Origin of the sequence: Mycobacterium parascrofulaceum ATCC BAA-614, from assembly GCF_000164135.1 — a bacterium.
GTDB lineage: Bacteria > Actinomycetota > Actinomycetes > Mycobacteriales > Mycobacteriaceae > Mycobacterium > Mycobacterium parascrofulaceum.
The window spans coordinates 1,512,524-1,531,748 of the sequence record NZ_GG770553.1 but is presented as its reverse complement, the minus strand read 5'-3'; the positions used below and the strand labels follow the sequence as shown (position 1 = coordinate 1,531,748).

13 protein-coding genes are annotated in these 19,225 nt (G+C 70.0%); 1 reads left to right on the top strand and 12 read right to left on the bottom strand.

Going from position 1 to position 19,225, the window contains the following annotated elements; translation table 11 throughout:
• Positions 1–3: 3 nt before the first annotated feature.
• From HMPREF0591_RS07210 to HMPREF0591_RS07180, 7 genes are all read right to left on the bottom strand, one after another.
• Positions 4–1,632, bottom strand: a complete 1,629-nt coding sequence (locus HMPREF0591_RS07210; RefSeq protein WP_040621341.1) for an acyl-CoA dehydrogenase family protein — start codon at positions 1,630–1,632, stop codon at positions 4–6.
• Between the two features lie 51 nt (positions 1,633–1,683).
• Complete coding sequence (locus HMPREF0591_RS07205) at positions 1,684–2,514, bottom strand: CE1 family esterase (protein ID WP_007167805.1); 831 nt, start codon at positions 2,512–2,514, stop codon at positions 1,684–1,686.
• 10 nt (positions 2,515–2,524) lie between these two features.
• Positions 2,525–3,280 carry a deoxyribonuclease IV gene (locus HMPREF0591_RS07200; protein WP_007167804.1) on the bottom strand — a complete coding sequence of 252 codons (756 nt, stop codon included), beginning with the start codon at positions 3,278–3,280 and terminating at the stop codon, positions 2,525–2,527.
• A 193-nt stretch (positions 3,281–3,473) separates the two neighbouring features.
• Positions 3,474–7,424, bottom strand: a complete 3,951-nt coding sequence (locus tag HMPREF0591_RS07195; protein ID WP_007167803.1) for a DNA-directed RNA polymerase subunit beta' — start codon at positions 7,422–7,424, stop codon at positions 3,474–3,476.
• 41 nt (positions 7,425–7,465) lie between these two features.
• Complete coding sequence (gene rpoB, locus HMPREF0591_RS07190; RefSeq protein ID WP_085981573.1) at positions 7,466–10,987, bottom strand: DNA-directed RNA polymerase subunit beta; 3,522 nt, start codon at positions 10,985–10,987, stop codon at positions 7,466–7,468.
• Between the two features lie 394 nt (positions 10,988–11,381).
• Positions 11,382–12,392, bottom strand: coding sequence for an ABC transporter ATP-binding protein (locus HMPREF0591_RS07185; protein ID WP_007167801.1), 1,011 nt, complete (start codon positions 12,390–12,392; stop codon positions 11,382–11,384).
• Between the two features lie 169 nt (positions 12,393–12,561).
• Complete coding sequence (locus tag HMPREF0591_RS07180) at positions 12,562–14,043, bottom strand: carotenoid oxygenase family protein (RefSeq protein WP_007167800.1); 1,482 nt, start codon at positions 14,041–14,043, stop codon at positions 12,562–12,564.
• A 62-nt stretch (positions 14,044–14,105) separates the two neighbouring features.
• Here HMPREF0591_RS07180 and HMPREF0591_RS07175 point away from each other — a divergent pair, with 62 nt between their 5' ends.
• Positions 14,106–14,795, top strand: coding sequence for a TetR/AcrR family transcriptional regulator (locus HMPREF0591_RS07175; protein ID WP_007167799.1), 690 nt, complete (start codon positions 14,106–14,108; stop codon positions 14,793–14,795).
• 54 nt (positions 14,796–14,849) lie between these two features.
• Here the strand turns inward: HMPREF0591_RS07175 and rplL are convergent, their stop codons facing one another.
• From rplL to HMPREF0591_RS07150, 5 genes are all read right to left on the bottom strand, one after another.
• Positions 14,850–15,242 carry a 50S ribosomal protein L7/L12 gene (rplL, locus tag HMPREF0591_RS07170; RefSeq protein ID WP_007167798.1) on the bottom strand — a complete coding sequence of 131 codons (393 nt, stop codon included), beginning with the start codon at positions 15,240–15,242 and terminating at the stop codon, positions 14,850–14,852.
• Positions 15,243–15,288: 46 nt separating this feature from the next.
• Positions 15,289–15,906: a 50S ribosomal protein L10 gene (gene rplJ, locus HMPREF0591_RS07165; protein WP_007167797.1), complete on the bottom strand. Its 618-nt coding sequence runs from the start codon at positions 15,904–15,906 to the stop codon at positions 15,289–15,291.
• A gap of 277 nt (positions 15,907–16,183) precedes the next feature.
• Complete coding sequence (locus tag HMPREF0591_RS07160; protein WP_007167795.1) at positions 16,184–17,092, bottom strand: ROK family protein; 909 nt, start codon at positions 17,090–17,092, stop codon at positions 16,184–16,186.
• Between the two features lie 5 nt (positions 17,093–17,097).
• Positions 17,098–17,709, bottom strand: a complete 612-nt coding sequence (locus HMPREF0591_RS32990) for a DUF7158 domain-containing protein (RefSeq protein WP_007167794.1) — start codon at positions 17,707–17,709, stop codon at positions 17,098–17,100.
• A partial coding sequence (locus HMPREF0591_RS07150) for an NEW3 domain-containing protein (RefSeq protein WP_007167793.1) occupies positions 17,706–19,225 on the bottom strand: 1,520 nt, incomplete at its 5' end. The genes HMPREF0591_RS32990 and HMPREF0591_RS07150, both read right to left, overlap by 4 nt.

Sequence of the window (19,225 nt, the reverse complement as noted above, 5' to 3'; positions counted from 1 at the left end):
GCGTCATCCCTTGACCAGGGCCCGCTCGAGGATCGGCGCGAGGTCCAGCCCGGCGGGCATGGTGCCGTAGGCGCCACCCCACTGGCCGTCGAGGCGGGTGGTCAGGAAGGCCTCGGCGACGGCGGGGTGACCGTGGCGCACCAGCAGCGCGCCCTGCAGCGCCAGGCAGATGTCCTCGGCGACCTTGCGGGCCCGCTGGGTGATGGTGTCCAGGTCGGTCAGGTCCCGCCGCAGCCGCTCGACGTGGCCGCCCAGCCGCGGGTCCGCGCCGGCGCCTTCGGCCACTTCGGCGAACAGCACCTCGATGCATTCGGGGCGAGTGGCCATGGCGCGCAACGTGTCCAGCGCGCTGACGTTGCCCGAGCCTTCCCAGATGCCCATCAGCGGCGCCTCCCGGAACAGCCGCGGCATGCCCGAGTCCTCGACATAGCCGTTGCCGCCCAGGCATTCCAGCGCCTCGGCGGCGTGCGGGGTGGCGCGCTTGCACACCCAGTACTTGCTGGCCGCCAAGCCGATGCGGCGCAGCAGCGCCTCCCGGCCGTCGCCGCGCAGCGCCTTGTCGGTGGCGCCGGCCATCCGCATCGCGACGATGGTGGCCGCCTCGGCCTCCACGGCCAAGTCGGCCAGCACGTTGCGCATCAGCGGCTGGTCGATCAGGTAGGCGCCGAACGCCTTTCGGTGCTGGGTGTGATGGATGGCGCGGGTCAGCCCGGTGCGCATGCTGGTGGCGCTGCCCAGGGTGCAGTCTAGCCGGGTGAGGTTGACCATCTCGATGATGGTCGGGACGCCGCGGCCCTGCTCGCCCACCAGCCACGCGGTGGCGCCGTCGTATTCCACCTCGCTGGACGCGTTGGCGTGGTTGCCGAGCTTGTCCTTGAGCCGCTGCAGGAACATCCGGTTGCGGCTGCCGTCGGGCAGTATCCGCGGCAGCAGGAAGCAGGACAGCCCGCCCGGGGCCTGCGCGAGCACCAGGAAGATGTCGCACATCGGCGCCGAGGTGAACCACTTGTGACCGGTCAGGGTGTAGCTGCCGTCACCGTTCGGGGTCGCCTGCGTGGTGCCGGCGCGGACGTCGGATCCGCCCTGCTTCTCGGTCATCGACATGCCGGCGGTGATGCCGCGCTTGGTGGTGGCCAGCCTGAGTTCGGGGTCGTATTCGCGGCTGGTCAGCAGGGGCTCGTAGACGGCGGCGAGTTCGGGGTTGTAGCGCAGCGCGGGAACGACCGCGTAGGTCATCGAGATCGGGCAGGTGTGGCCGGGCTCGACGTTCCAGACCGACATCTTGGCGGCCCGCACCACGTGCGCGCCCGGTCGCTCGTCGGCCCACGGCGCGGCGTGGATGCCGTGGGCGATCGCCGTGCGCATCAGCTCGTGGTAGGCCGGGTCGTACTCGACCTCGTCGACACGGTGGCCGTAGCGGTCGTGGGTGTGCAGGACGGGCCGGTTGCGGTCGGCGAGCTCACCCCAGCGCTGCGCCTCGTGGCCGGCGGCGATCGCGCCCACCTCGTTCACCTCCTCGAGGCCCCACTCCCCACCCTCGCGGATCAGGGCCTCGACGAGCACCGCGGAGGTCGCGGGGTTGTAGTTCTCCAGCGGTGGAGCCTGATTGGTGACGACATGCGTATCCGACATGCCCCTCATGTTACATTTTTCCGACAGTCGCACAAGAGGTGTAATGGGTCGCTAGCGGGGATGCGCGCGGAAGAACTCCCACAGGGTGCGGGCGGCGAACGGGGGCCACTCGTGGCCGCCGGCCTCGATGGTGATGAGCGTGACGGCGCGGTTGCCGGCGCATCCGGCCGCCGACGTGGTGACCGGGCCGTTCGTCGTGGTGACCGGGGCCGAGCAGTGATCGACGTTGCGCCAGAAGGCGTTCACGTCGGGTACCGATGGTCCGTTGATCACGCTGAACCCCTGTCCGCCGCCGTAGGGCACCAGCCGGTCCGCCGTGCCGTGGATGTGCAGGATCGACGTCGGACGCGGGTCGCGGCAGCGGTTCAGCTGCGTGCCGGCGACCGGACCGATCGCGGCGAAGATGTCGGTGTTGCACGCCAGCGTGTAGGACATGATGCCGCCGTTGCTCATGCCGGTGACGAAGACCCTGGCGGGGTCGGTGCCCACGTTCCCGCTGATGTCGGCGACGGCCGCGGTGATGAAGCCGACGTCGTCGACGCCCTCGCGCCCCGCGCGGCCGCAGCAGGTTTCCCCGTCGACGTTCCACGCCCGGTCCAGGCCGTCGGGGTAGGCGACGACGAACCCGCCGGCGTCGGCCAATTCGTCCCAGCCGTAATCCCTTTCGACCTGCCTCGCGCTCCCGGAATAGCCGTGCAGCACGACGACGAGCGGGGCCGAAGCGGGCATCTTTGCGGGCTCGTAGAGCCGGTAGCTGCGATCGTGTCCACCCACGCTGAGGTGGTGCAGGCTGGTGCCCCTGACGAAGCCCGACGGCGGCGGCGGCGAACAGCCCGCGATCAGGAGGACCACCCCGAGAAGGGTTGCGAGCCGACCGTGCACGGGCCGCGGCTCAGCCGTTGGTTTTCTCTCGCAGGAACGCGATGTCGTCCTTGCGGCCCTCGTCGGCGGTTTCGCAGATGACCGGTGCGCCGGCGGCCTTGACGACGGCGGCGAGCAGCTCGGGGTCGATCTGGCCGGTGCCGAAGTTGGCGTGCCGGTCGGCGCCCGAGCCCGCCGCGTCCCGCGAGTCGTTGCAGTGCACCAGGTCGATGCGGCCCGTCAGCGCCCTGATCCGGTCGACCGCGTCGACCAGCTCCTCGCCCGCCGCCCACGCGTGGCAGGTGTCCAGGCAGAAGCCGATGCCCTTGTCGCCGATGCGATCCCACAGCCGGCCGATGGTGTCGAAGTGGCGGGCCATCGCGTGGTCGCCGCCCGCGGTGTTCTCCAGATACACCGGCACGTCGGTGTCGAGGTAGTCCAGCGCCTTGACCCAGCGCCCGAAGCCGGCCTCCATGTCGTTGTCGTCGGCGTGGCCGCCGTGCACGATCACCGCCGTCGCGTTGATCTGCGCCGCCGCGTCGCAGGTGTCCTGCAGGATCTTGCGCGACGGGATGCGGATCCGGTTGTTCGCCGATGCGACGTTGATGAGGTACGGCGCGTGGACGTAGAGCGGCACGGCCGACGCCTTGAGCACCTCGGCGTCGTCGCGCGGCTTCGGCTTCTTCCAACTCTGCGGGTTGCCGAGGAAGAACTGCACCACGTCGGCGCCGTCCGCCTCGGCGGCGGCCAGCGGATCGTCATTGCGCACGTGTGAACCGATGAGCACGCGGCCAGTCTAATGACCGCCCCGACGCCCGGCGGGTCACGCTGGCGTGACGCTCGGCCGCGACGGCCACGCTGGCGTGACGCTCGGCGGGGTGGGGGCGGGCGCCGACGCTCGGCGGGGTGGGGGCGGGCGCCGACGCTCGGCGGGGCACGCAAAAGCCCCGGGCCGAAGCCCGGGGCTTTTGCGTTGTCGACTACCTGTAGTCGCTGTAGCCGTAGTCGTCCAGCGGCACCGCGGCGCCGGTGGCCTGGCCGAAGTCCGGGCTGTAGTACTGATCCTCGTAGGACGGGATCGTGTACGCGGCGGCCCGGGCCTCCTCGGTCGGCTGCACCTGGATGTTGCGGTACCGGTTGATGCCGGTCCCGGCCGGGATCAGCTTTCCGATGATCACGTTCTCCTTCAGGCCGTTGAGCTTGTCGCTGCGGCAGTTGATCGCCGCATCGGTCAGCACTCGCGTGGTCTCCTGGAACGACGCCGCGGACAGCCACGAGTCGGTGGCCAGCGACGCCTTCGTGATACCCATCAGCACCGGACGGCCGGCGGCGGGCTCGCCGCCCTCGGCCACCACCCGACGGTTCTCCGCCTCGAACTCCGCGCGGTCGATCAGCGAGCCGGGCAGGAACTCCGTCGAGCCCGAGTCGATGATGGTGACGCGGCGCAGCATCTGGCGAACGATCACCTCGATGTGCTTGTCGTGGATCGACACACCCTGGGCGCGGTAGACCTCCTGGACCTCGCGGACCAGGTGGATCTGCACCTCGCGCGGGCCCTGCACGCGCAGCACCTCGTGCGGGTCGGCCGAGCCCTCCATCAGCTGCTGGCCCACCTCGACGTGGTCGCCGTCGGACAGCACCCGCTCGGACCCGTCCTCGTGCTTGAAGACACGCAGCCGCTGCCGCTTGGAGAGCTTGTCGTAGACGACCTCCTCGCTCCCGTCGTCGGGAACGATGGTGATCTTGTAGAACCGCTCGCCGTCCTCGAGCTGGACCCGCCCGGTGACGTCGGCGATCGGCGCCTTGCCGCGCGGCACCCGGGCCTCGAAGAGCTCCTGCACCCGCGGCAGACCGCCGGTGATGTCCTCACCGACACCACCCTGGTGGAAGGTACGCATCGTCAGCTGCGTGCCCGGCTCACCGATGGACTGCGCGGCGACGATACCGACGGCCTCGCCGATGTCGACCAGCTTGCCGGTCGCCATGGACCGCCCGTAGCACGTCGCGCACACGCCGGTGCCCGTGGTGCACGTCAGCACCGAGCGCACCTTGACCTGCGTGATGCCCGCCGCCAGCAGGGCGTCGATCTCCGGGTCGCCCAGGTCCTCGCCGCGGGCGACGACGACGTTGCCCGCCTCGTCGACCGCGTCGGTGCCCAAAGTCCGCGCGTACGCCGAGGTTTCGATGTACGGGTCGCGGATCAGCGTGCCGTCGGGCTGGCGCTCGGCCAGCTCGACCAGGATGCCGCGCTCGGTCTCGCAGTCGTGCTCGCGGACGATGACGTCCTGGCTCACGTCCACCAGACGACGGGTCAGGTAACCCGAGTCGGCGGTACGCAACGCGGTGTCCGCCAGGCCCTTTCGGGCGCCGTGCGTGTTGATGAAGTACTCCAGCACGGTCAGGCCCTCGCGGAACGACGACTTGACCGGACGCGGGATGAACTCACCCTTCGGGTTGGTCACCAGGCCCTTCATGCCGGCCAGCGTCCGGGTCTGGGTGAAGTTACCGGTGGCGCCCGAGTCGACGATCGTGATGATCGGGTTGTCGCTCGGGTAGTGCTCGCGCAGCGCCTGACCGACCTCGTCGGTGGCTTCCTTCCAGATCTCCACCAGCGCCTCGTTGCGCTCGTCGTGGTTCAAAGCACCACGCTGAAACTGCTTTTCGACCTTCTCCGCCCGCTCCTCGTAGTGGTCGAGGATCTCCTTCTTGCGCGGCGGAACCAGCACGTCGGCCATCGACACGGTGACACCGCTGCGGGTCGCCCAGTAGAAGCCGGCGTCCTTGAGCTTGTCGACGGTCTGCGCGACCACGATCATCGGGTAGCGCTCGGCCAGGTCGTTGATGATGGCGGCCTGCACCTTCTTGTGCATCTGCTTGTTCACGAACGGGTAGCCCACCGGCAGCAGTTCGTTGAACAGCACCCGGCCCAGCGTGGTGTCGGCCATCCAGGCGTCGCCCGGCTGCCAGCCGTTGGCGCCGAACAACTCCGCCTCGATCTCGGCGGGCGGACGCAGCTGCGTCAGTCGCACCTTGATCTTGGCGCGCACCGACAGGACGCCGCGGTCGGCGGCCATGATCGCCTCGGCCGGCGAGGAGTACACCCCGACCTCCGGCTGATCCTTTGCGGCGGGCTGGAATTCGCCCAGGGCGGCGTCGACCTCGGTGGTCAGGTAGTACAGCCCGGTCACCATGTCCAGACGCGGCATGGCCAGCGGGCGCCCCGACGCGGGCGACAGGATGTTGTTACTCGACAGCATCAGGATGCGCGCCTCGGCCTGCGCCTCCGCGCTCAGCGGCAGGTGCACCGCCATCTGGTCGCCGTCGAAGTCGGCGTTGAAGGCCTCACACACCAGCGGGTGCAGCTGAATGGCCTTGCCCTCCACCAGCATCGGCTCGAAGGCCTGGATGCCCAGCCGGTGCAGGGTGGGTGCGCGGTTCAGCAGCACCGGGTGCTCGGCGATGACCTCTTCCAGGACGTCCCACACCTGGGGGCGCTGGCGCTCCACCATGCGCTTGGCGCTCTTGATGTTCTGCGCGTGGTTGAGGTCGACGAGCCGCTTCATCACGAACGGCTTGAACAGCTCGAGCGCCATCAGCTTGGGCAGCCCGCACTGGTGCAGCTTGAGCTGCGGGCCGACCACGATGACCGAACGGCCGGAGTAGTCGACGCGCTTACCGAGCAGGTTCTGGCGGAACCGGCCCTGCTTGCCCTTCAACAGATCCGACAGCGACTTGAGCGGACGGTTGCCCGGCCCGGTGACCGGGCGGCCGCGGCGGCCGTTGTCGAACAGCGCGTCGACGGACTCCTGCAGCATCCGCTTCTCGTTGTTGACGATGATCTCGGGCGCGCCGAGGTCGATCAGCCTCTTGAGCCGGTTGTTGCGGTTGATGACCCGGCGGTACAGGTCGTTGAGGTCGCTGGTGGCGAACCGGCCACCGTCGAGCTGCACCATCGGCCGCAGCTCCGGCGGGATCACCGGGACGGCGTCGAGCACCATGCCCATCGGGGAATTGCCCGACTGCTGGAAGGCGGCGACCACCTTGAGCCGCTTGAGGGCGCGAAGCTTCTTCTGCCCCTTGCCGTTCCGGATGACGTCACGCAGCGAGTCGGCCTCGGCGTCGATGTCGAAGTTCTCGATCAGCTTCTGGATCGACTCCGCGCCCATGGCGCCGGTGAAGTACTCGCCGTAACGGTCGACGAGCTCGCGGTAGAGGTTCTCGTCGACGATCAGCTGCTTGGGGGCCAGCTTGGTGAAGGTGTTCCAGATGTCCTCCAGCCGGTCCAGCTCGCGCTGGGCGCGGTCCCGGAGCTGGCGCATCTCGCGCTCGCCGCCGTCGCGCACCTTGCGACGCGCGTCGGCCTTGGCGCCCTCGGCCTCCAGCTCGGCCAGGTCGGCCTCCAGCTTCTGGGCGCGGGCCTCCAGGTCGGCGTCGCGCTGGTCCTCAACGGCCTTGCGCTCCACCATCATTTCGGCCTCGAGCGTGGACAGCTCGTTGTGCCGCATCTCGTCGTCGACCGACGTGATGACGTACGCCGCGAAGTAGATGATCTTCTCGAGATCCTTCGGGGCGAGGTCGAGCAGGTAGCCCAGGCGCGAGGGCACGCCCTTGAAGTACCAGATGTGCGTGACGGGGGCGGCCAGTTCGATGTGGCCCATCCGCTCCCGGCGCACCTTGGCGCGGGTCACCTCGACGCCGCAGCGCTCACAGATGATGCCCTTGAAGCGGACGCGCTTGTACTTGCCGCAGTAGCACTCCCAGTCGCGAGTCGGTCCGAAGATCTTCTCGCAGAACAGCCCGTCCTTCTCCGGCTTGAGCGTGCGGTAGTTGATCGTCTCCGGCTTCTTGACCTCGCCGTAAGACCATTGCCTGATGTCCTCCGCGGTGGCCAGGCCGATACGGAGTTCATCGAAGAAGTTGACGTCGAGCACGTAACTCCCTTTCCCCTTGCGGGTTTAGTGACTAGAAGTGATTAAGCCAGGTCCTCAACGGACGCGGATTCGTTGCGGGACAGGTTGATTCCCAAGTTGGCCGCGGCCCGCTCGAGGTCCTCGTCCTCGCCTTCGCGCAGTTCGATCGCCGCGCCGTCCGACGAGAGCACCTCGACGTTCAGGCACAGCGACTGCAGCTCTTTGAGCAGCACCTTGAACGACTCGGGGATGCCCGGCTCGGGGATGTTCTCGCCCTTGACGATCGCCTCGTACACCTTGACCCGGCCGACGGTGTCGTCGGACTTGATGGTCAACAGCTCCTGCAGCGTGTATGCGGCGCCGTAGGCCTGCATGGCCCAGCACTCCATCTCGCCGAACCGCTGGCCACCGAACTGCGCCTTACCACCCAGCGGCTGCTGGGTGATCATCGAGTACGGGCCGGTGGAGCGGGCGTGGATCTTGTCGTCCACCAGGTGGTGCAGCTTCATGATGTACATGTAGCCGACGGTCACCGGGTACGGGAACGGCTCACCGCTGCGGCCGTCGAACAGCACCGCCTTGCCGTCGCCGTCGACCATCACCTCGTTGTCCCGGTTGGGCAGCGTGCAGGACAGCAGCCCCTGCAGCTCCGCCTCCCGGGCGCCGTCGAACACCGGCGTCGAGACGATGGCGTTCGGCTGCGCGTGCAGCAGGTCCTCGGGCAGGTTGGCCGCCCAGTCGGGTGAACCCTCGATATTCCAGCCGGACTTGGCCACCCACCCGAGGTGGGTCTCCAGGATCTGGCCGATGTTCATCCGTCGCGGCACCCCGTGGGTGTTCAGGATGATGTCCACCGGCGTGCCGTCCGGCAGGAAGGGCATGTCCTCCTGCGCCAGGATCTTGCCGATCACGCCCTTGTTGCCGTGCCGGCCCGCCAGCTTGTCGCCGTCGGAGATCTTGCGCTTCTGGGCCACGTAGACGCGGACCAGTTCGTTGACACCGGCCGGCAGCTCGTCGTCGTCCTCGCGGGAGAACACCCGGATGCCGATGACCTTGCCGGACTCGCCGTGCGGCACCTTCAGCGAGGTGTCGCGCACCTCGCGGGCCTTCTCGCCGAAGATCGCCCGCAGCAGCCGCTCCTCCGGGGTCAGCTCGGTCTCACCCTTCGGGGTGACCTTGCCGACCAGGATGTCGCCGTCGCGGACCTCGGCGCCGATGCGGACGATGCCGCGCTCGTCGAGGTCGGCCAGCACCTCATCGGAGACGTTCGGGATGTCCCGGGTGATCTCCTCGGCGCCCAGCTTGGTGTCGCGGGCATCGATCTCGTGCTCCTCGATGTGGATCGAGGTGAGCACGTCCTCTTCGACCAGGCGGTTGGAGAGGATGATCGCGTCCTCGTAGTTGTGGCCCTCCCACGGCATGATCGCCACGAGCAGGTTCTTGCCCAGCGCCATCTCGCCGTTCTCGGTGCACGGACCGTCGGCGATGACCTGGCCGGCCTCGACCCGGTCGCCCGCGTCCACGATCGGCGACTGGTTGGCGCACGTGCCGTGGTTGGAGCGCTCGAACTTGCGCATCCGGTAGGTGTGCCGGGTGCCATCGTCGGCCATCACGGTGATGTAGTCGGCCGAGACCTCCTCGATCACCCCGGCCTTGTCCGCGACGACGACGTCACCGGCGTCGATCGCGGCGCGCAACTCCATGCCGGTGCCCACCAGCGGCGCCTCGCTGCGCACCAGCGGGACCGCCTGGCGCTGCATGTTGGCGCCCATCAGGGCACGGTTGGCGTCGTCGTGCTCGAGGAACGGGATCATGGCGGTGGCCACCGACACCATCTGGCGCGGCGACACGTCCATGTAGTCCACCTCGGACGACGGCACGTACTCGACCTCGCCGGCCTTCCGGCGGACCAGCACGCGCGACTCCTCGAACCGGCCGCTCGCGTCGATCGGCGAGTTGGCCTGCGCCACGACGTGGCGGTCCTCCTCGTCGGCGGTCAGGTAGTGGATCTCGTCGGTGACCACACCGTCGACGACCTTGCGGTACGGCGTCTCGATGAACCCGAACGGGTTGACCCGCGCGTACACCGACAGCGAGCCGATCAGGCCGATGTTGGGACCCTCCGGGGTCTCGATCGGGCACATCCGGCCGTAGTGCGACGGGTGCACGTCGCGCACCTCGAGGCCGGCCCGCTCACGGGACAGACCGCCCGGGCCCAGCGCCGACAGGCGGCGCTTGTGGGTCAGACCCGACAGCGGGTTGTTCTGGTCCATGAACTGGGAGAGCTGGCTGGTGCCGAAGAACTCCTTGATCGCGGCCACCACCGGCCGGATGTTGATCAGGGTCTGCGGCGTGATCGCCTCGACGTCCTGGGTGGTCATCCGCTCGCGGACCACCCGCTCCATGCGGGACATGCCGACCCGGATCTGGTTCTGGATCAGCTCGCCGACGGTGCGCAGCCGGCGGTTGCCGAAGTGGTCGATGTCGTCGGTCTCCACCGGCACCTCGATGCCGCCGGGCACGGTCATGACGGCGGGGTGGCCATCGGTGCGGGCGTGGTGCAGGCGCACCAGGTACTCGATGGTCGCGACGACGTCTTCCTCGGTCAGCGTGGACGACGTGATCGGCTCGCCGGCGTGCAGGCCCAGCTTCTTGTTGACCTTGTAGCGGCCGACGCGGGCCAGGTCGTAGCGCTTCTCCTTGAAGAACAGGTTCTCCAGCAGGGTCTGCGCGGACTCCTTGGTCGGCGGCTCGCCCGGGCGCAGCTTGCGGTAGATGTCCAGCAGCGCCTCGTCGGTGCCGGCGGTGTTGTCCTTCTCCAGCGTGCCCATCATGATCTCGGAGAAGCCGAACCGCTCGTGGATCTGCTCGTTGGTCCAGCCCAGCGCCTTGAGCAGCACGGTGACCGGCTGGCGGCGCTTGCGGTCGATGCGCACGCCGACGGTGTCGCGCTTGTCGACGTCGAACTCCAGCCACGCGCCGCGGCTGGGGATCACCTTGACGCTGTGCAGCAGCTTCTCGGTGGACTTGTCGATGGTCTCGTCGAAGTAGACGCCGGGCGACCGCACCAGCTGGCTGACGACGACGCGCTCGGTCCCGTTGATGATGAAGGTGCCCTTCTCGGTCATCATCGGGAAGTCGCCCATGAACACCGTCTGGCTCTTGATCTCGCCGGTGTTGTTGTTGATGAACTCGGCCGTGACGAACAGCGGGGCCGCGTACGTCATGTCCTTGTCTTTGCACTCGTCGACCGGCGCCTTGACCTCGTCGAAACGCGGGTCGGAGAACGACAGCGACATCGAGCCGGAGAAGTCTTCGATCGGCGAGAGTTCGTCGAGCACCTCTTCGAGGCCACCCACCGGCTTGACGTCGCCGCGGGCGGCCGCGGCCTCACGCCAGCGCGGCGAGCCGATCAACCACTCGAAGGAGTCGATCTGCACGTCGAGCAGGCCGGGAACCTCGAGCGGTTCGCGGAGCTTGGCGAAGGAAACTCGGTTGGGGGCTCCGGGCACGGAGCCGTTTGAGGAACTTCCGTTTGAGGAACTCTGTGGGCGATCCGTTTTGCTCTGGCGAGAATCAGCCAAGATGCATCCTTCCAGCACCTCGTGCGACTCACGAAAACCGGGACCACCGGTCTGTTCGCCGCGAATTGTGTCGGTTAGGCCGGCGAACGATCTGTCCGAGTCTCACGCGCACAACTAAAGAACTAAGCCACTAGAGGGGGCTCAGGCTTAGACCACGGTGTCAAGTGGTGGGTGAGGTGGGCAGGAAGTAGCCAGCGCAACGTCCAACAATAGCGCAGGGCGGCGCATTCCTCAACTGTCCAGCACAGGCCATCCAGGGACATCGGCGCTGGCTGGCATCTCGACTTTCCGCTGGATACATGCTGCCCAACAGACTGGCCCGTTTACGCCCCGTCGTCAAGGGGGCGGGCCGCCGAGTTACACGAAGTTATCGCGAATCCTCGGGGCGGGCCTCCTAGTCGCCGACCTCGTGCGCCCGGTACTTGTGCGTGCCCTCCATGTCGTCGATGATCGCGGCCTGCGCCTTCTGCGGCAGGGTGTGCAGGATCTCGCGGACCCGCGCCTGGCGGCGGGCGACGGCCTTGCGCTCCGGCATCCCGGGGGACGCCACGATCTGCGGAGGCACGCCCTCGATCTCCTCGACGCCGCCGGCGTGCTGCCCGGCCTCGAGGGCGGCCTGCTCCTCGGCCATGGTCGACTCGTCCTTCTCCTCGGACATGCCGATCGGCCCGATGCGGCGGCCGTTGAGGAACTGCCGCACCACCGGCTCGTCGCTAGTCAGGAGCACCTCGCGGGGGCCGAACATGACCAGCTTGCGGCGGAAGAGCATGCCCATGTTGTCCGGCACGGTCCGGGCGATGTTGATGTTGTGCGTGACGATCAGGACGGTGGCGTCGATCTGGGCGTTGATGTCGAGGATCAGCTGGCTCAGGTAGGCGGTACGCACCGGGTCCAGACCCGAGTCGGGCTCGTCGCAGAGGATGATCTGCGGGTCCATCACCAGGGCGCGGGCCAGGCTGGCGCGCTTGCGCATACCGCCGGAGATCTCGCCGGGGAACTTCTTCTCGTCGCCACCCAGACCCACCATGGTCAGCTTCTCCATGACGATGTCACGGATCTCGCCTTCCTTCTTCTTGGTGTGCTCGCGCAGCGGGAAGGCGGCGTTGTCGAAGAGGTTCATCGAACCGAACAGGGCGCCGTCCTGGAACATCACGCCGAACAGCGTGCGGATCTCGTACAGCTCCTTGGCCGAGCACTGCAGGATGTCGGTGCCGTCGATGACGACCGAGCCGCGCTCCGGCCGCAGCAGACCGATCAGGGACTTCAGGAACACCGATTTGCCGGTACCCGACGGCCCCAGCAGGACGCTGACCTCGCCCGCGGGGATCTCCAGGGTTACGTCTTCCCAAATCCTCGACGACCCGAAGGACTTCGTGAGGCCGTTCACCTCGATAGCGACACCCATGGGAGATCCTTCCGTCGACGCTCATGCCCGCCACCTGCCCTTTTGTGTGGCATGAGTCACTGTAGCGCACCCTTGCTACGCGGCATCAGGGTTGCGCGGCACAGCCGACAAATATTGGCTGAGCTGAGATCTCGCCACGCTCGGGGCCGGGCGGACTATTGAACGCGCGTTAGCCAGTGGGCGCCCAGTTGCCGTGGAAGCCCATCGGCACCCGCTGCGGCAGGTGCACGGTGGCCACCGACTCCAGCGTCCCCGCGTCCAGCAAAACCAGCTGGCCCTCGTCGCGGCCGCGGTGGTAGCCGTAGCCCATCAAGACGCCGTCGTCCTCGGAACCGGCCGCGGGGCCCGGCACGAAGGACATCTCGCCCAGCAAAAGGTCGGGATCGAGCGGCGCGACCGCGCGGGCACCGGTCGCGTAGTCGTGCTTGTACAGGGCGGAGGCGCCGCCGGAGAAGTACGCGCCCACGGTGTAGCCGAACCGGTGGCGCCGGCCGAGCAGGTCCTCGTTGATCCGGGGAAATTCCTGCGGCCGGTCGTCGCGGCATTCGGCGCCGACCGCGCCGGTCGTCAGGTTGATGGTCCAGCGGTCCAGCGTGGGCGGGGTTTCGCCGGGCCCGCGCCGGTCGCGGTCGAACATCCGCGCGTAGCGCACCACGTCGAGGACCAGAACCTCGGCGCCGTCCCGCAGCTCGGAGTAGGCGTTGAGCGGGTGGTAGACGTAGCAGGGTTCGATGTCGAACCAGCGGATGTCGGAGTTTCCGCCCTCGCGGGGCATGACCCCGATGCGCGCGGGGTAGTTCGGGTTCCACGCGTAGGGCATGCGGTCGGAGTGCTTCGGGTTGCGGTTCATCATCGCGTTGACCGGGCCGGGTACCCGGACGCGCCCGATCAGCGCCTGCAGCGCCAGCCGGGCCGGCAGGCCTAGCCAGCGGGGCGCGGTCACCGGCAGCACCTGCGCCGGGTCGAAGGTCACCGGCAGGTCGTAGATCACGACGTAGGAGTCGGTCAGCGAGAAGTCGTGCATCATCGGCGACCCGGACACCTCGATGTCGACCGTGCGGCGGGCCCGCCCCCGGGTGTCGATCACCGAGTACTGCACGGTCCGGCCGCGGGCGAACGAGTACGAGACGGCGTGCAATTCGCCGGTGCGCGGGTCGCGGTGCGGGTGTGCGGTGTAACCGCCGGCCAGGGTGCCGTCGAAGTCGCACGTCCCGACGGTGTCCAGCTCGTCGGTCAGCTCGTAGTTGGCGACGCCGCCCTCGATCAGCGCCAGGGTGCGCCCCGCGTGGGCCAACACGTTGGTGTTGGCGCCCAGCGAGAGCATGCCCGCTCGCGGGTCGAGCCGGGCCGGCGGCGGCTCACCCAGGCCGGCGCACGCCGACAGGCTGCGCACCCAGCGGTTCCGGTACCAGCGCGCCTTGCCGTCGCGCAGCGCGACGCCGTGCACCATCCCGTCGCCACTGAACCAGTGGTAGGTGGCCGGGTCGACCTCCTCGGCCGGGTTGGGCCCGTTGCGCAGATAGCGCCCGTCGAGATGCTCCGGGATGTGCCCGGTGACCGGCAGGTCGGTCGCGGTCACCTCCGCGCGCACCGGCGCCAGCACGCCCTCGAGGTACGGATTGCGGGTTTCGGCGGTTTGCACGGACGTCATGTCTGAGCTCCTATAACATTGATATGACGTTGTTATAGGCACCGTACGCCGCGGATGGGAAGATGGCAACGATGACCGCAGAAACGAGTTCGGGCAGCGCGCGCAACGTTCGCGACGAGATGCTGCACGCGGCCGTAGACCTGCTCAACTCGCAGGGACCGGACGCGCTGCAGACTCGCAAGGTCGCCGGCGCGGCCGGGACGTCGACGATGGCGGTGTACACGCACTTCGGCGGCATGCGGGGCTTGATCGCCGAAGTTGCCGAGGAGGGCCTGCGGCAGTTCGGCGCCGCGCTGACGGTGCCTCACACCGACGACCCGGTCGCCGACTTCTTCGCCCTCGGCGCGGCCTACCGTCGCTACGCCATCGAGCGCCCGCACATGTACCGGCTGATGTTCGGCAGCACCAGCGCGCACGGCATCAACGCGCCCGCCGGCAACGTCTTGACCCTGACGGTCGCCGAGATCGAGCAGCACATCCCGAGCTTCGCGCACGTTGTTCGCGCGGTGCAGCGCTCGATGCGGGCGGGGCGGATCACGGTCGGCCCCGCGACCGACGAAGCGATAGTGACCACCGCCGCCCAGTTCTGGGCGTTGGTACACGGGTTCGTGATGCTCGAACTGGCCGGCTTTTACGGGCAGGATGGCGCAGCCGTCGCGCCGGTGCTCGCCTCGATGACGTCGAACTTCCTTGTGGCTCTTGGTGACTCACCCGAGCTGGTGCGAAACTCGCAACGCGCTGCGGTCCGCTGAGCGCACGAAACCCCCGGAAGCCGCAGGGGCCCCGGGGGCTTTCGTGAGACGGAGCTACTTGACGGTGACGGTGGCGCCGGCGGCCTCGAGCTTGGCCTTGGCCTCGTCGGCGGCCTCCTTGGCGACCTTCTCCAGCAGCGGCTTGGGCGCGCCGTCGACCAGGTCCTTGGCCTCCTTGAGGCCCAGGCCGGAGACGATCTCGCGGACCACCTTGATGACGCCGATCTTCTTGTCGCCGGCGGCCTCGAGGATGACGTCGAACTCGGACTGCTCCTCGGCGGCCTCGGCGGGGGCGCCACCGGCGGCCGGGCCGGCCGCGGCGACGGCGACCGGGGCGGCCGCGGTGACCTCGAAGGTCTCCTCGAACTTCTTGACGAAGTCGGAGAGCTCCAACAGGGTCATTTCCTTGAAGGCGTCGAGCAGGTCGTCGGTAGACATTTTCGCCATGGTGTGTGGGTCCTTCCTTGTTTTTCCAGGTTTGCGGGGTTGGTGTTTATTCGGCTTCGGCCGGTGCCTCGGCCGCTTCGGCCGGTGCCTCGGGGGTTTCTTGGGCGGGCGCCGCCGGTGCTTCTGCGACCGGAGCGGCGGGCTCCGGCGCGGCGGGCTTCTTCTCCTGCAGGGCGGCCAACAGGCGGGCCATCTGCGACGCGGGGGCGTTGAACAGGCCGGCCGCCTTGGCCAGGTTGCCCTTCATCGCGCCGGCCAGCTTGGCCAGCAGCACCTCGCGCGACTCGAGGTCGGCGATGCGCTCGACCTCGGCGACGCTCAGCGCTCGGCCGTCCATGTAGCCGCCCTTGATGACCAGCGCCTTGTTGTCCTTGGCGAAGGTCTTGATGGCCTTGGCGGCGTCGACCGGCTCGCCGGTGACGAACGCGATGGCCGTGGGCCCGGCGAACAGCTCGTCGAGACCTTCGACGCCGGCCTCCGACGCCGCCCGCTTGATCAGCGTGTTCTTGGCGACCGAGTAGGTGGCCGAGCCGCTCAGCGACCGGCGCAGCTCGGCCAGGTTGGCCACGGTCAGGCCGCGATACTCGGTGATCAGGGTCGCGGTCGCTTCCCTGAACTGCTCGGCGATGTCGGCGACGGCGGTGGCTTTGTCAGCCCTGGCCATGCGTACCTCCTGGTGTGAAAGCCTTGCGACGTGTCGTCTGCGATCACCGAAGGCACGCCTGAAACGACGAACGCCCCGGCGCAGGATGCGGCCGGGGCGTGCAAGACGCCGGCGCGTACCGGCGTTGCTGCCTCGTCCTCCTGCGTGGGCCGCCGGGATTGCTCCCGGACCTTCGACCGATTACTCGGTGACCGACGGTCTTCGGTGGATCGGCAACCAGGATAGCCCGGGCCGCCCCCCGCGGCCAAAACGGCGGTTCCCGCGCGGGCGGTGACGGTCAGCGCAGCGACGCCAGCCTGGCCGCGCCGACCAGTCCGGCCTCGCCCCCGAGCTCGGCGGGCACCACCCGCAGGCCGGCCAGGAAGTCCAGCCGCGCGTATTCGGCCAGCTTCGCCCTCAGGGGGTCGAAGAGCAGCCGACCGGAGTTGGCGACGCCTCCCCCGACGACGACGAGGTCCAGGTCGCAGACCGCGCCGACGGAGGCGATCAGCGCCGCGAGCGCGGTGGCCCCCCGGCGGAATGCCCGCTCCGCCACCGGATCCCCGGCCGCCGCCGCGGCGGCCAGGTCGCGGGCACCGGCGCCCGGCGGCGCGGACCAGCCGTTGGCCCGCGCCCAGCGCACCATCGACGGCCCCGACGCGATCGCCTCGACGCAGCCGTGCCCGCCGCACGCGCACGGCGGGCCGCCGTCCTCCACCACCACGTGGCCGACGTGCCCGGCGTTGCCGGTGCGGCCGGTGTAGGGGACCCCGCCGAGCACCAGTCCGCCGCCCACCCCGGTGGACACCACCATGCCCAGCAGGAAATCCGCCCGGCGGCCCGCGCCGCGCCAGTGTTCGCCCAGCGCCATGCATACGCCGTCGCCGCCGAGCCGGACGGGCACACCCGGCACGGCGGCCGCCACCCGTTCGCGCAGCGGGAAGCCCCGCCAACCCTTGATGTTGACGGGGCTGACGGTGCCGCCGGGCAGGTCGATGGGACCGGCCGAACCGATGCCCACGGCGTCCACCGCCCCGCCGGCCGCGTTCAGCGCGTCGGCGATCGCCGCCTCGACAGCGGCCCAGACCTCTTCGGCGGCGCCGCCGCCGGGCGTGGGCCGGATGACGGTGTGCACCAGCGTGCCGTCGGGATCGGCGAGGCCGGCGGCGATCTTGGTGCCGCCGATGTCCAGGCAGAGGGTGAGCATGGCGATCAGTGCCGGTGCGTGTTGTCGGGCTGGCGGGGGTCGCCGGGATGCTCGTAGCCGGGCGCGAGCCGTACCAGCGCGGCCCGCCGCGCGTCCAGCCAGGCCCGGAAGGCGCGTCGGCGCGCCGCACCCTGCAGGTGGTCGGCGATCGCCGACCGCACGTCGGGCAACGGCGGCGCGGCCTGCGGCGGGGCCCTCCAGCCGTGCCGGTCGCGGCATGGCGGGGCGAACCGCAGCGGGTTGCGGGCGTGGTAGGCGGCGATCTCCTCGTCGGCGACGCGAACCCCGGCGGTGACGGCCGCGAACAGCGCCCGCGCGCGGGGGTCGGCCAGCGCGGCGGCGGCCACGCTGCCGAGCTCGAGGCGGGCGGTCGCATCGGGGAGCAGCTCGGCCTCCCCGGGTGCCCGCCGTTCGCTCAGTCCGCGCGCGTCGGCCTCGGCGGCGACGACCCGCCCGGTCACGATCAGCTGGGTCAGCCAGCGCCGCAATTGGCGCCCCTCGCTGGTCCCGGCGGCCGGCAGCGCGGCCGCGCGGGGCCCGCCGCGCAGCCGCGCTTCGGCCGCGTCGACCTCGCCGACCAGCACCGGCATCCCGGCCACCGTCGCGACCACGCTCATGTCACCGCCACCCGCACCGCCGGCGAATAGAGCAGCCGGCCCGCACAGCCGACCCGGACCAGGGCCCACCACTGGCCCGGGTCCAGCCAGGGCGGCGGGCTCACGCCGAAGCGGAGGCCGACGGTGCCGCGGGCGGGCAGCGTCGCGCCCACGGCCGCGGGACCCAGCCACTCCCAGGTGCCCCAGGGGCTGATCAGGTGCGCCTCGAGCGCCAGGTCCGCTCCAGCGCGGCTGCCGACGGTCACCGTCAGCGCCGCCGGCTCGCCGGCGGCCACGTGGATGTCGGCGGGCCCCTCGACGAGGTACGCCGGCTCGGCCTGCTCGCACGCGCCGACCTCGACCAGGCACACGTCCTCCACCGGCTGCCGCCAGGCGGCCGGCGCCTCTTCCGCGGCGATGCGGAGCTGGGCGCGGATGGGGTACAGCCCCGGCCGCGCGCGGGCGGGGACCGAGATCGCGACGTCGGTCTCCCGGTGGTCGCCGCCGCGCAGCGTCAGGGGCAGCTCGTCGGGCTTGGCCGACCAGCCTTCCGGGCACACCAGGGTGACCGTCCCGGTCAGGGTCGCATCGCTGCAGTCGCTGGCCGCGGTGAGGCGCAGCGTGACCTCGCCGCCCGGCTCGGCGGCCACCCGCGGGGGATGCAGGTGCGCGACGGCCGGCAGCCCGCCGAGCGGTGCGGGGCCCCGGTTGTGCAGCCAGTAGCGGGCGTACAACGGCTGCGCCGGTTCGGCGTCCGGCGCGAGCGGGCCGGACGCCGTCGGCGCGGGGGGCGCCGCGAAGCGGGCCAGCACGGTGGCGACCTGATACCCGTGCAGGTCGAGCGGGCGGTGGCCGTCGCGGGGGGTTTCGAGGAGGTCGGCGTCGCGGAAGTCGGCGACCTCGGCGACGTCGGAACGGATCGCCACGCGGGCCCCCGCGCCCGTCGTCTCCACCAGGCGCAGCGCCACCGCGCGCGGGTCGACCGGCCGCGGGCTGCCCGCCGTGAGCGGGTTGCCGGCGGCCTTGAGGGCGGCCAGCTGAACGCCGGCGGGCTCGACGCGCAACAGCGATCCGGACGCGGGCAGCCCGCCCGCGGACCGGGCGGCGGCGAGCAGCGGGTGGGAGAACTGCGCGCTGCGGGCGGGGAGCCCGACGCGCCGCCAGTCGCCCGCGCCGCAGACGAGCGCGTAGTCGAACGCGTGCGTCCAGTGCTGCAGTTGGAAGTTCGAGCCGTCCGGGGCGGTGCGGCGCGGCTCGTCGATCCAGACGCCCGACGGCCAGCCGGTGCAGGAGCGCAGCAACGCGGTGTGCAGCGTGCCCTCGGCGTCGACGGCGAAGCTGGGCACCCCGCGGTTGAGCAGGGCGACGGTGCGGTCCTCGAAGGGCGCCATGCCAGACGGGGCCCGCTGCGCGACGACGACCTCGGCGTCGGCCAGGTCGTCGGTCACCGACGCGATCGCCGCCCGCAGGTCGGCGTCGTCGCGCCCGGCGATGACCAGCACCGGCAGGGCGGCCGGCGCGCGCAGGTCCGCGCCCG